This window comes from Paracraurococcus lichenis, assembly GCF_030657435.1.
GTDB classification, from domain to species: domain Bacteria; phylum Pseudomonadota; class Alphaproteobacteria; order Acetobacterales; family Acetobacteraceae; genus Paracraurococcus; species Paracraurococcus lichenis.
Map to the genome: position 1 here is coordinate 25,346 of NZ_JAUTWS010000031.1, position 12,124 is coordinate 37,469.

Annotated in this window: 10 protein-coding genes; 9 read left to right on the top strand and 1 reads right to left on the bottom strand. The window is 73.0% G+C overall.

Annotated elements, in window-relative coordinates:
* Nucleotides 1-33: 33 nt before the first annotated feature.
* Genes Q7A36_RS24800 through Q7A36_RS24840 form a run of 9 tightly spaced genes read left to right on the top strand, consistent with a single transcriptional unit; the run spans nucleotide 34 to nucleotide 11,383 of the window.
* Nucleotides 34-2,088: a hydantoinase/oxoprolinase family protein gene (locus Q7A36_RS24800; protein ID WP_305106448.1), complete on the top strand. Its 2,055-nt coding sequence runs from the start codon at nucleotides 34-36 to the stop codon at nucleotides 2,086-2,088.
* Nucleotides 2,085-3,734, top strand: coding sequence for a hydantoinase B/oxoprolinase family protein (locus Q7A36_RS24805; protein ID WP_305106449.1), 1,650 nt, complete (start codon nucleotides 2,085-2,087; stop codon nucleotides 3,732-3,734). The genes Q7A36_RS24800 and Q7A36_RS24805 overlap by 4 nt, the downstream gene beginning before the upstream one ends.
* A 13-nt stretch (nucleotides 3,735-3,747) precedes the next feature.
* Nucleotides 3,748-5,271, top strand: coding sequence for an ABC transporter substrate-binding protein (locus tag Q7A36_RS24810; protein ID WP_305106450.1), 1,524 nt, complete (start codon nucleotides 3,748-3,750; stop codon nucleotides 5,269-5,271).
* On the top strand, nucleotides 5,268-6,218 hold the full coding sequence (locus Q7A36_RS24815) for an ABC transporter permease (RefSeq protein WP_305106451.1): 951 nt from the start codon (nucleotides 5,268-5,270) through the stop codon (nucleotides 6,216-6,218). Before Q7A36_RS24810 ends, Q7A36_RS24815 begins: the two co-directional genes overlap by 4 nt.
* The gene (locus Q7A36_RS24820; RefSeq protein ID WP_305106452.1) at nucleotides 6,215-8,035 is read left to right on the top strand and encodes a dipeptide/oligopeptide/nickel ABC transporter permease/ATP-binding protein; all 1,821 of its coding nucleotides are present in this window, start codon (nucleotides 6,215-6,217) and stop codon (nucleotides 8,033-8,035) included. The genes Q7A36_RS24815 and Q7A36_RS24820 overlap by 4 nt, the downstream gene beginning before the upstream one ends.
* 8 nt (nucleotides 8,036-8,043) lie before the next feature.
* Nucleotides 8,044-9,012 (top strand): ABC transporter ATP-binding protein, encoded by a 969-nt coding sequence (locus Q7A36_RS24825; protein ID WP_305106453.1) that lies wholly within the window; start codon nucleotides 8,044-8,046, stop codon nucleotides 9,010-9,012.
* 15 nt (nucleotides 9,013-9,027) lie between these two features.
* The gene (locus Q7A36_RS24830) at nucleotides 9,028-9,723 is read left to right on the top strand and encodes an SDR family NAD(P)-dependent oxidoreductase (RefSeq protein WP_305106454.1); all 696 of its coding nucleotides are present in this window, start codon (nucleotides 9,028-9,030) and stop codon (nucleotides 9,721-9,723) included.
* On the top strand, nucleotides 9,720-9,995 hold the full coding sequence (locus tag Q7A36_RS24835; protein ID WP_305106455.1) for a (2Fe-2S)-binding protein: 276 nt from the start codon (nucleotides 9,720-9,722) through the stop codon (nucleotides 9,993-9,995). The genes Q7A36_RS24830 and Q7A36_RS24835 overlap by 4 nt, the downstream gene beginning before the upstream one ends.
* Nucleotides 9,992-11,383 (top strand): FAD/NAD(P)-dependent oxidoreductase, encoded by a 1,392-nt coding sequence (locus Q7A36_RS24840; protein ID WP_305106456.1) that lies wholly within the window; start codon nucleotides 9,992-9,994, stop codon nucleotides 11,381-11,383. Before Q7A36_RS24835 ends, Q7A36_RS24840 begins: the two co-directional genes overlap by 4 nt.
* A gap of 78 nt (nucleotides 11,384-11,461) precedes the next feature.
* Here Q7A36_RS24840 and Q7A36_RS24845 read toward each other — a convergent pair whose 3' ends face one another.
* Nucleotides 11,462-12,100 (bottom strand): hypothetical protein, encoded by a 639-nt coding sequence (locus Q7A36_RS24845; RefSeq protein ID WP_305106457.1) that lies wholly within the window; start codon nucleotides 12,098-12,100, stop codon nucleotides 11,462-11,464.
* Between the last annotated feature and the right edge of the window lie 24 nt (nucleotides 12,101-12,124).

Below are 12,124 nucleotides of genomic sequence, written 5' to 3' on the forward strand. Positions count from 1 at the left end.
GACTTTGTCGCAGCACTGCACGGGAAGCGATGCATGGCCTGGCGCGTGGGCGTGGACTCCGGCGGCACCTTCACCGATGTCTGCCTGTTCGAGGAGACGACCGGCCGCGTCGAGGTCTGGAAGGTCTCCTCCACGCCCGACGATCCCTCCCGCGCCATCGCCCAGGGCGTCGAGGAAGGTATGGGCCGCGTCGGCCGCCCGCCATCCGATGTCGCCTATTTCGGCCATGGCACCACGGTTGCCACCAATGCGCTGATCCAGCATCGCGGCGTGCGCACGGGGCTTATCACCACGGACGGCTTCCGCGACCTGCTGGAGATCGGCCGGCAGAAGCGCCCCGACCTCTATGACCTGCAGGTGGACAAGCCGGAGATCCTGGTCTCCCGCGACCTGCGGCTGGAAGTGCCGGAACGCGTGCGCCACGACGGCAGCATCGAGACCGTGCTGGACGAGCAGGCGGTGCGCGAGGCGGCGCGGGCGCTGAAGCGTGCCGGGGTGAAGGCCGTGGCGGTCTGCTTCCTCTATGCCTTCGTCCGGCCGGAGCACGAGGCGGCGGCGCGCCGCATCCTGGAGGAGGAGTTCCCCGAGGCCTTCCTGACGACGAGCCACGAGATCGCGCCGGAGTTCCGCGAATACGAGCGGCTCTCGACCGCCGTGGTGAACAGCTATCTCGGCCCGGTCATGCAGGGCTATATCCGTCGCCTCGCGGAACGGCTGGCGCAACTCGGCGTCGCGGCGACGCCGCATCTCACGCAGTCGAATGGCGGCGTCATCGGCTTCGACGCCGCGGCCGCCATGCCCGTGCGCATGGTGCTCTCGGGCCCCTCCACCGGCGTGGTCGGGGCGCAGGCGATCGGCCGGCTCGCCGGCTTTCCCGACCTCATCACCTTCGACATGGGCGGCACCAGCACCGATGTCGCGCTGCTGCAGGACGGCGAGCCACGGCTGTCGGGCGAGGCCATCGTGCATGGCTACCCCATCAAGGCACCGATGCTCGACATCCACACGGTCGGCGCCGGCGGCGGCTCCATCGCCTATGTGGACAGCGGCGGGCTGCTGAAGGTCGGGCCGCGCAGCGCCGGCGCGGCGCCCGGCCCGGTCTGCTACGACAAGGGCAATGCGGAGCCGACCGTCACCGACGCCAATGTCGTGCTCGGCAACCTGCATCCGACGCATCTGCTGGGCGGCCGCATGCCGATCCGCCGCGACCTGTCGCTGGCCGCGATCGAGACGCTGGCGAGGCGCCTCGGCATGGACACCATGGCGACCGCGCAGGGCATCCTCTCCGTCGTCACCGCCAACATGGCCAAGGCGATCCGCGTCATCAGCGTGCAGCGCGGCCACGACCCGCGCGACTACACGCTGATGGCCTTCGGCGGCGCCGGCCCGCTGCACGCGGCGCGGCTGGCGAAGGAGCTTGAGATGCCACGCGTGCTGGTGCCGCGCAATCCCGGCATCCTCTGCGCCATGGGCCTGCTGCTGACCGACCTGCGCGCCGACTTCGCCAGCACGCGGCTGACCGCGCTGGGCGAGGCGGCGGTCATGCCCATGCAGGCGGCCTTCGCGGCGTTGGAGACGCAGGCCGGACGCTGGTTCGAGGCGGAGGGCATCGGCGACGGTGCCCGCCGCATCAACCGCACCGCCGACATGCGCTATGCCGGCCAGAACTACGAGCTGCCGATCGCGGTGCCGGAGGGCCCGGTGACGCCCGCCAGCCTCGCCGCCATGGGCGAGGCCTTCGCCGCGGCGCATCGCCGCGCCTATGGCTTCGTCGCGGAGGATGAGCCGGTGCAGCTCGTCACCTTCCGCGTCGAGGCGATCGGCCAGGTGCGGAAGGCGCAGTTCCAGCCGAAGCCGCTGGCGGGCCCGGATCCCTCCGCGGCGCTGGAGGGCAGGCGCGAGGTCTGGCTGCCGGAGGCCGGCGGCTGGGTCGGCGTGCCGGTCTATGCCCGCGACCGGCTGCAGCCGGGCAACCGCATCGCCGGCCCCGCCATCGCCGAGCAGATGGACAGCACCACCGTCGTGCTGCCCGGCATGGTCGCGCGCGTCGACGCCTACGACAACCTGATCCTGGAGGCGATGGCATGAGTGCCGCCCTCGACATCGCGCGCCCGCAGGTCGATCCCATCACCGTGGAGGTGATCGGCTCCGCCCTTTCCTCCATCGTCGAGGAAATGGGGGAGGCGCTGGTCCGCGCCTCCTACTCCACCAACATCAAGGAGCGGCGGGACTGCTCCACCGCGCTCTTCGACCTCGCCGGCCGCACGCTCTGCCAGGCGGAGCACATCCCGATCCATCTCGGCAGCTTCATCGGCATCGTCGAGCATATCCTCAAGCGCCACCCGATGTCCGGCATGCGCCCGGGCGACGTGTTCTGCGGCAACGACGCCTATGAGGGCGGCGGGACGCACCTGCCCGACATCGTGCTGGCCGAGCCGATCTTCGTCGGCGAGCGGATGATCGGCTGGGCTGTCAATCTGGCACACCACTCCGACTTCGCCGATCGCGGCCACGCGCATATCTTCCAGGAAGGCCTACGCATCCCGCCCATCCGCCTCTACAAGGCGGGCGAGCTGCAAAGGGACGTGCAGGAGCTGATCCTGCTGAACTGCCAGGTGCCGCGGGAGCGCCTGTCGGACCTCCGGGCCCAGATGGCCGCCAACCGGCTCGGCGTGCAGCGCATGCAGGCGCTGTGTGCCAAATACGGCACCGAGGTGGTGCTGGCCGCGGGCGATGCCCTGCTGGACTATGCCGAGCGCAAGATGCGCGCCGGCATCGCCGCCATTCCCGACGGCACCTACCGCTTCGAGGACCGGCACGACAGCCCGGAGATCGCGGGCGAGCTGCCGCTCTCGGTCGAGATCGAGGTGCGGGGCGATGCCATGCGCCTGCATTTCGACGGACCGCCGCAGGTCCGCGCCGGCATCAACATGGTCATGACCGCGCTGCTGGCGACGGTCTATTACGCGGTGAAGACCGTGGTCGACCCGACCCTGCTGCCGAATGCCGGCCTGGCGCGGCCGCTGACCGTGACGGCGACCGAGGGCAGCGTGGTGAACTGCACGCATCCCGCCGCCGTCAATGCCCGCCTCTCCACCTGCCAGCGCGTGGTGGACCTGATCCATGGCGCGCTGGCCCAGGCGGTGCCGGAACGCGTGACGGCCGCGCACAATGGCGCCTGCGTCGTCGCCAGCTTCGTCGGCCGCCAGCCCGGCACCGGCGAGCCCTGGGTCTATCTCGAGACCATCGGCGGCGGCTTCGGTGCCCGCGCGACCAAGGACGGGCTCGACGGCGTGCATGTGCACACCACCAACACCTCCAACCTGCCGGTCGAGGCGCTGGAGATCGAATACCCACTGACCCTCATGCGCTACGAGCTGGTGGACGGCTCGGGCGGCGCCGGAACGCATCGCGGCGGCATGGGGCTGCGCCGCGTCTACCGGGCGGAGGCCGATTGCCGCCTGCGCGTCGACGGGTCGCGCCTGCACTCCGCGCCCTGGGGCCTGCAGGGCGGACTGCCCGGCGGCAAGGGCCGCTTCGTCTTCGCCCCGGACGTCACGCCCTTCGCGCTCGGCAATGGCGACCTGAAGGCGGGGCAGTGGGTGGAGATCATCACGCCCGGCGCCGGCGGCTATGGCGCGCCCTCCGGCCGGACGAGGGAGGCCGTGGCGCGTGACGTCGCGGAAGGCCGCCTCACCGCGGAGGAGGCGGCGCGGATCTACGGCAAGGCCTGAGTGGAGGATGAGCATGCGCCTGACGCGTCGCAGCCTGGTCGCCGCCGGCGCCGGCCTGCCCTTCCTGTCGCTGCCGCAGGCACGGGCGCAGCGCGCGCCGGGTCAGTTCCGCTTCGGACTTTCGGCCTTCCCGCCCAGCGTGCAGGCCTGGGCGAATACCGGCACCGCGGCGGCGACCGTCAAGCTGCTGATCCATCGCGGCCTGCTCTCCTACGACACATCGGGCAACCTGCGCGGGGAGCTGGCGGAATCCTGGACCAACGAGGGGCCGGAGACCTGGGTCTTCCGCCTGCGCCCGAATGCAGTCTTCCAGAACGGCGACCCGGTGACCGCCGCCGACATCCAATGGAACCTGGAGCAGATCGCGGCGGAACGCTCCACCGCCTTCTACCGGACGGAGATGCAGGGCATCGCCCGCATCGAGGCGCCGGACGAGCGCACCATCCGCATCATCATGAAGACCCCGGTGGCGACGCTGCCCTACTGGATGGCCAGCTACCACATGGGCATGGTCTCCCGCCGCTCCACGCCGCAGCAGCAGATCGGCGCCGGGCCCTTCGTGGTGCGCGGGCAGGAACGCGGCACCGCCATGGACCTCGTTGCCTTCGACAGGTACTACAAGCCCGGCCTGCCCAGGCTGAAGGAGGTCCGCATCATCGCCTATGCGGACGAGAACCTGCGCGTCGCGGCGCTGCAGGCGGGCGACGTGGACCTGATCGAATACGTCCCCTGGCAGTCGATGGCGGGCATCGAGGCCGATCCGCGGCTGACGCTGGACGCCGTCTTCGGCCCCTTCATGTATCTGCTGTTCAACGCCACCAAGGGCCCGCTCGCGGATGCGCGGGTGCGTCGCGCCGTCGCGCATGCCATCCGGCGCGACGACATCGTCAAGGCCGCCTTCTTCGGCCGCGGCGCGCCACTGGAAGGTCTGCCGATCGCGCCGCAATCGGCCTTCTTCGATGCCGAGCTGGCGAAGGGCTGGCACTACGACCCGGCGCTGTCGAAGCGGCTGCTGGCGGAAGCGGGCCTGGCCGGCGGCTTCGCCACTTCCATCCTCGCCACCGCGCAATACGGCATGCACAAGGACACGGCCGAGGTGGTGCAGCAGAGCCTCGCCGCCATCGGCATCCAGGCGGAGCTGCGCCTGCCCGACTGGGCGACGCGGGTCAACCTCGGCAACCGCGGCCAGTACGAGATGGCGGTGCAGGGCACGGCCACCGACAACAACGATCCGGACGGGCTCTCGAACCTCGTCGACGGCTCGCTCTCCCCCAGCTATGTCCGCAGCATCGGGCTGCGCGTGCCGGCGCTGGAAGAGGCGATGGGCCAGGCCCGCGCCGAGTTCGATGCAGCGAAGCGCAAGGCGCTGTACCGCGAGGCGCAGCGGATCGCCCTGCAAGAGGTGCCGATCTGCGGGCTCGCCTGGCGCAGCCAGGGCTATGCCATGCCGAAGACGGTGACCGGGTTCAGGAACATGCCCGGCGCGCTCTCCTTCTTCTCGGGCATCACGCTCGAGGAGACGGCGATCGCCGGATGATCTGGGTGGCACGGCGCATCGCGGTCAGCCTGCTGCTGGTCTGGTGCGTCGCCAGCATCGTCTTCCTCGCCATCCATCTCGTGCCGGGCGATCCGGCGGAGCTGCTGCTCTCCTCCGGCGGCGTCGCGCCCGATCCCGGCGCGGTGGCGGAGCTGCACGAGCGGCTCGGGCTCGACCGGCCGCTGCTCGACCAGTATCTCGGTTTCCTCGCCGGCCTGCCGCGCGGCGACCTGGGCACCTCGCTGGTCGACGACTACCCGGTGCTGGACGAGATCCTGCTGCGCCTGCCGCGGACGCTGGAGCTGATCGGCGCCGGCGCGCTGCTGGCGGTACTGCTCGGCATTCCCGCCGGCACGCAGGCCGCGCTGCATCGCGGCGGCGCCTTCGACCGCATCGCCTCCGCGCTCGCCGCGCTGCTGCTTGCGGTCCCAGTCTTCGTCGTCGGCACGCTGCTGGTGCTGCTCTTCGCCCAGCTCCTGCGCTGGATGCCGGCCGGCGGCTACGTGCCGCTGGCGCAGGACCCGGGGCGGCACCTGCTGCTGCTGGCGCTGCCGGCGATCGCCATCGGCAAGGGGCTGGTCGCGGTGGTGTTCCGCATGACCCGCGCCGCGGTGCTGGACACCCTCTCGCGCGACCATGTCCGCACCGCCCGCGGCAAGGGGCTGCCGCCCGGCCGCATCATCCGCCGCCATGTCGTGCGCAACGCGCTGGTGCCGGTGCTGACCGTGCTGGCGCTGCAGATGGGCTCGCTGCTCGGCGGCACGGTGCTGGTGGAATACGTCTTCAACTGGCCCGGCCTCTCCACCCCGCTGCTGCGGGCGGTGGAGGCGCGCGACTACCCGATGGTGGTCGGCATCGTGCTGGTCATCTCGGCGCTCTTCGTGCTGCTGAACCTGGCGATGGACCTCGCCTATGCGGCGCTCGACCCGCGGATCCGCCGGGCATGAGGCGGCTCTGGCTGCCGGGCGGCCTCGTTCTGCTGGTGGTGCTGGTCGCGCTCGCGGCGCCGCTGCTCGGCCTGCCGGACCCGATTCGCCAGGATGTGGCGCAGCGCCTGGCCGGCCCCATGCCCGGCAGTCCGCTGGGGCGGGACGAGTTCGGCCGCGACGTGCTCTCCCGCCTGGTCTGGGGCGCGCGGGTCAGCCTTGCCGTCGCCTTCGCCTCCGCCGCCATCGCCTGCGCCCTCGGCACGCTGCTCGGGCTGGTCGGCGGTTGGTTCCGCGGGATCGGCGAGCTGCTGGCGGTGCGCAGCATGGACATCCTGCTGTGCTTCCCGCCGGTGCTGCTGGCGCTGCTGGTCGTCACGCTGCTCGGTCCCGGCGCCGGCACGCTGATGCTGGTGCTGGCCGTGCTCTATCTGCCGGGATTCGTGCGCCTGACCTATGCCGAGGTGCTGTCGGCCCGCAGCCACGACTATGTCGAGGCCGTCAGGGCGCTCGGCGCGCCGACCGGCCGCATCCTGCTGCGCACCGTGCTGCCGAATGTCGCGGGGCCGGTCCTGGTGCAGATCTCCCTCGCCGTCGCCTCGGCTGTGGTGCTGGAGAGCGGTCTGTCCTTCCTCGGCCTTGGCGTGGTGCCGCCGGAGCCCTCCTGGGGGCTGATGATCCGTGGCGCGCGCGCCACCATGGCGCAGGCGCCGCTGCTGCTGCTCTGGCCCTGCCTGGCGCTCTCGCTGACCATCCTGGCGATGAACTTGCTCTGCGATGCGCTGCGCGACGCGGTGGATCCGCGCACCGCGCGGCCGGCGCCGCCGCGCTGGGTGGACCGGCTGCTGCCGGGCCTCCTGCCGGCGCCGCGCGAGGAGGCGGTCCTGGCGGTGCAGGGGCTGACCATAGGGATCGATACGCCGCACGGCGCGATCCGGCCGGTGGAGGATGTCTCCTTCTCCGTGCGGGCGGGCGAGACGCTGGCGATCGTCGGGGAAAGCGGTTCCGGCAAGTCGCTGACCGCGACCGCCATCATGGGCCTGCTGCCGCCGGCGGCGCGGCCGGTCGCCGGCGCCGCCTGGTTCCAGGGCCGCGACCTGCTGCGGCTGGAGGAGGCGGAGCGCCGGCGCCTGCGCGGCGGCCCGGTTGCCATGGTCTTCCAGGACCCGATGAGCAGCCTCAATCCGGTGCACCGCATCGGCGAGCAGGTGGCGGAGGCGATCCGCGCGCATCGCCGCGTCTCCGCGAAGGAGGCCGCCTCCCGCGCCGTCGCGCTGCTCCGCCGCGTCGGCATCGCCGATCCGGAACGGCGCGCCCGCGCCTGGCCGCACGAACTCTCGGGCGGCATGCGTCAGCGCGTCATGATCGCCATGGCCGTCGCCAACGATCCGGCACTGCTGATCGCGGACGAGCCGACCACGGCGCTGGACGTCACGGTGCAGGCGCAGATCCTCGACCTGCTGGCCGGGCTGCAGCGGGAGACCGGCATGGCGCTGGTCTTCATCACCCACAATCTCGGCGTGGTGGCCGAGATCGCCGACCGCGTCGCCGTGATGTATGCTGGTCAGGTGGTGGAGCAGGGCGCGGTCGCCGAGGTCTTCGCCGCGCCGCGGCACCCCTATACCCGTGCGCTGCTGGCGGCGGTGCCAGAGGGCGAGGGGATCGCCGCCGGCATCCCCGGCACCGTGCCGCCGCCGCAGGACTGGCCGCGCGGCTGCCGCTTTGCGCCGCGCTGCCCGCGGGCCGCGCCCGCCTGTGCCCTGCCGCAGGTGCTGGCCGAGCAGGGCGGCCGCGCCGTCCGCTGCATCCGCGCCGACGAGCCGGCGGTGGCGGCATGAGCGGCGGCATGACGGGCGCGCTGGTCGAGGCGACGGGCCTGTCGCGCAGCTTCGGCGGCGGCGGGCTGCTGCGCCGGCCGGGCGTGCAGGCGCTGCGCGGCGTCGACATCGCGGTCGCGCGCGGCGAGGCGGTGGGCGTGGTCGGCGAAAGCGGCTCGGGCAAGAGCACGCTCGGGCGCCTGCTGCTCGGCCTGCTGCCGCCCAGCGCCGGCACGGTGCGTTTCGACGGCCAGGATCTGCAGTCCGCCTCGCGCGCGGAATGGCGGCGGCTGCGCCGGCGCATGCAGATCGTCTTCCAGGACCCTTTCGGCAGCCTCGACCCGCGGCGGCGCGTCGGGGCGCAGATCCTCGACGGCATCGCTATCCATGGCCTGCTGCCCGCTGCGAAGCGGGCGCGGCGGCTGGAGGAACTGCTGCGCCAGGTCGGTCTCGACCCGGCGCAGGCAGGCCGGTTCCCGCATGAATTCTCCGGCGGCCAGCGGCAGCGCATCGGCATCGCCCGGGCGCTGGCCACCGGCCCGGAATTCCTGGTGGCGGACGAGCCGGTGAGCGCCCTCGACGTCTCGATCCAGGCGCAGGTCATGGCGCTGCTGGCCGAGCTCCGGCGGCAGCTCGGCCTCGCCTTGCTCTTCATTAGCCACGACCTGCCTGTGGTGCGGCAGCTCTGCGACCGCGTGGCGGTGCTTTATCTCGGCCGGGTGATGGAGGAGGGGCCGGCGGAGCTGCTGTTCCGCGCCCCGGCGCATCCCTATACCCGCGCGCTGCTCTCGGCGACGCCGCGGCTCGATCCGCGCCAGCGCCCGCCGCGCATCCCGCTGCTGGGCGAGCCGCCGAGCCCCGCCAGCCCGCCATCCGGCTGCGTCTTCCGCACGCGCTGCCCGCATGCGGCGGCGGATTGCGCCGCGGTGGTGCCGGTGCTGCAACCCTTCGGCGAGTCCCGCCGCGTCGCCTGCCTGCGCGCGGCCGAGCTCGCCTGAGCGGAGGACAAAGGGATGCTCGAAGCGGCGGGGCGCGTCGCCATGGTCTCCGGCGCCGCGCGCGGCATCGGCCGCGCCGTGGTGCAGCGGCTGCTGGCGGCCGGTTTCCAGGTCAGCGCCGGACTGCGCGACCCCCGCCGGCTCGATCCCGCGCCGGGCCTCGCCCTGCATGCCTACGAGGCCGAGGACATCGCCTCCGCCACGGCCTGGGTTGCGGCGACCGCCGCGCGCTTCGGCCGCATCGACGCCCTGGTGAATGCCGCCGGGATTAACTCGAAGGCGCGGCTGCTGGACGAGGACGAGGCGGCGCTCGACAGCCTCTGGCGGGTCAACGTCAAGGGGCCGATGCGGCTGCTGCGGCTGGCCTGGCCGCACCTGATCGCCGGCGGAGAGGGGCGGGTGGTGAACATCGCCTCGCTCTCCGGCAAACGGGTGCGCAACGAGAATGTCGGCTATGCCATGAGCAAGCATGCCGTCCTCGCTTTGACCCATGCGGCGCGGCGGGAGGGCTGGGAGCATGGGCTGCGTGCCACCGCGCTCTGCCCCGGCTTCGTCGATACCGACATGACGGCGCATGTGACGAAGCTGCCGCGCGATCATATGAGCCGGCCGGAGGACATCGCGGTGCTGGTGGAGACGCTGCTGCGCCTGCCCAATACCGCCTCGGTCGCGGAGCTGCTGGTGAACTGCCAGCGGGAGGAGATGCTGTGAGGCTGCAGCGCGTGCTGGACCAGGAGAGGCCGGAGCTCCGCTTCCGGCTGGATGGTGAGGAGGTGACGGCGCGCCAGGGCGACACGCTGCTGACCGCCATCCTCGCCGCCGGCGCCGGCTGGCTGCGGGAGAGCGAGTTCGGCGACGGCCGCCGCGCCGGCTTCTGCCTGATGGGCGCCTGCCAGGATTGCTGGGTGACGGTGGCGGGCCTCGGCCGCTGTCGCGCCTGCGGCACGCTGGTCGCGCCCGGCATGGAGGTGCGGCGGTCATGAGGGTCGCGGTGGTCGGTGCCGGCCCCGCCGGCGTGCGCGCGGTGGAGCAACTGGTGCGCGCGGGCGTCACCCCCACCTGGATCGACGAGGCGCCGGATGGCGGCGGCCGCATCTACCAGCGCCCGCCCGCCGGCTTCCGCCGCGACGCTCACGCGCTCTATGGCTTCGAGGCGAAGCGCGCCGCGTCGCTGCACGCTGCGCTCGACGCGCTGAAGCCGCGCACGGACTGGCGGCCGGAGACGCTGGCCTGGCATATCCGGCCGCAGGCGCGGACGCTCTATGCGCTGCAGGGCGGCGTGCAGCAGGAGATCGGCTACGAGGCGCTGCTGCTCTGCACCGGCGCGATGGACCGCGTCGTCCCGCTGCCGGGCTGGACGCGGCCGGGCGTGACCACCCTGGGCGCGGCGCAGATCGCGCTGAAGGCGCAGGGCTGCGCCATCGGCCGGCGCGTCGCCTTCCTCGGCACCGGGCCGCTGCTCTGGCTGGCGGCCTACCAGTACGCCAAGGCGGGGGTGGAGGTCGCGGCGGTGCTGGACACCACGCCCTTCGCCACCAAGCTCGCCGCCGCACCGGGGCTGCTGCGCGCGCCGGCGACGCTGGCGAAGGGGCTGTACTACATCGCCAGGCTGCGGGCGCGGCGCGTGCCGGTCGCGGAAGGCGTGGTGCCGCTGGCGATGGAGGGCGATGCCGCGGGCGTCGCGGCGCTGCGCTGGCGCGATGCGGCGGGGCGGGAGCAGGTGACGGCCTGCGACGCGGTCGCCTTCGGCTGGGGGCTGAAGCCGGAGGCGCAACTGGCCGACCTCGCCGGCGTGCCCTTCGCCTTCGACCCGGTGCAGCGCAACTGGGTGCCGCAGCGCGACCGCGCCGGCCGCACGCCGCTGCCGGGCCTCTACCTCGCCGGTGACGGCGCCGGCATCGGCGGCGCCGATGTCGCGGAGCTGGCCGGGGCGCGCGCTGCGCTCGCCCTGCTGGAGGATGCGGGGCAGGGAGTGGATGCGGCGCTGATCGCGCATCTCGACGGCGCGCTGCGGCGGCAGGCGCGGTTCCGCGCCGCGCTCGAGCGCGCCTTCCCCTTCCCCGCCGCGCTCGCCGCCGGCATGGCGGACGACACCATCCTCTGCCGCTGCGAGGCGATCACCGCCGGCGAACTGCGCGCGGCTGCGGCGGAGGAAAGCGCCATGGTCCCGGCGCCGGAGGTGAACCGCGCGAAGGCCTTCAGCCGCGTTGGCATGGGTCGCTGCCAGGGCCGTGTCTGCGGCCCGGCAGGGGCCGAGCTTCTGGCCGCCGCGCTGGGCTGCACGGTGGAGGAGGTCGGGCGGCTGCGCGGCCAGCCACCGGTCAAGCCGATCCCGATCCAGCCGAAGCGCGGGGATCGTCTCCTGGCCTGATGGCCTGGGAGGCAAGCGGTCCAACCTGAACCATCGTATTGCACGGGTCATACCGGCCAGCAAAAATGCTGACCGGTATCAGTGATCGACATCGCTCCGAAACTGTTGGCCGACGTCGTGGAGATCCGCGGCCTGGCATAGCGCTCTCCGTAGGGAGGCCTGCAGCGCTACCTGGGCCTCACGTGCCCACCGTGCCTCGGCAAGCCACGCGGCCAGAAGCGGATGGCCGAGCAGCTCACTGTCGTTCGGCGCGCCGCAGCGCCGCAGCGCCGCCGCGATGCGCTCGCGTGCCGCGGCGATGCCCAGCCTCTCTCCGGCTGCGCCCGCGGCCTCGGCGGCCCGCACCTCGACAGACCGCCAATGGCGCATCCAGGCCTCAATGGAATGGCGGTGGTGCCGGCGGGCAGATCCGCCGGAGGCGGGCGTGCCTCCGGCGGCGGAGGGACCCGAGGAAGGCCCCCTGACCCGCGCGCAAGACGATTGCGCCAGCGCCGAGACCTGGCCGAAGCTGCGGCAGATCCGCGCATGGTCGGCGGGCAGCAGCGTGTCGCCGGCGGCCGCCAGCCGCGCGGTCAGCGCCTGGTAGGCCTCGGCCCGTGCCGCCGGGTCGGCGATGCCGAGCAGGCGGTCGGCCTCGGCGCGGCTCGCCTCCTCCCAGTTCCGCTCCGCCGCGGCGCGGAGGCGGCGCAGATCCTGCCGGCGCAGCGGCATGGCCATGGAGCGGGCCTCCTCCGCACTGCA

Bases quoted from the DNA above. Each gene is read 5' to 3' on its own strand.
- Q7A36_RS24800 (WP_305106448.1), top strand. From the start codon at position 34: ATGGCCTGGCGCGTGGGCGTGGACTCCGGCGGCACCTTCACCGATGTC.
- Q7A36_RS24805 (WP_305106449.1), top strand. From the start codon at position 2,085: ATGAGTGCCGCCCTCGACATCGCGCGCCCGCAGGTCGATCCCATCACC.
- Q7A36_RS24810 (WP_305106450.1), top strand. From the start codon at position 3,748: ATGCGCCTGACGCGTCGCAGCCTGGTCGCCGCCGGCGCCGGCCTGCCC.
- Q7A36_RS24815 (WP_305106451.1), top strand. From the start codon at position 5,268: ATGATCTGGGTGGCACGGCGCATCGCGGTCAGCCTGCTGCTGGTCTGG.
- Q7A36_RS24820 (WP_305106452.1), top strand. From the start codon at position 6,215: ATGAGGCGGCTCTGGCTGCCGGGCGGCCTCGTTCTGCTGGTGGTGCTG.
- Q7A36_RS24825 (WP_305106453.1), top strand. From the start codon at position 8,044: ATGACGGGCGCGCTGGTCGAGGCGACGGGCCTGTCGCGCAGCTTCGGC.
- Q7A36_RS24830 (WP_305106454.1), top strand. From the start codon at position 9,028: ATGCTCGAAGCGGCGGGGCGCGTCGCCATGGTCTCCGGCGCCGCGCGC.
- Q7A36_RS24840 (WP_305106456.1), top strand. From the start codon at position 9,992: ATGAGGGTCGCGGTGGTCGGTGCCGGCCCCGCCGGCGTGCGCGCGGTG.
- Q7A36_RS24845 (WP_305106457.1), bottom strand. From the start codon at position 12,100: ATGGCCATGCCGCTGCGCCGGCAGGATCTGCGCCGCCTCCGCGCCGCG.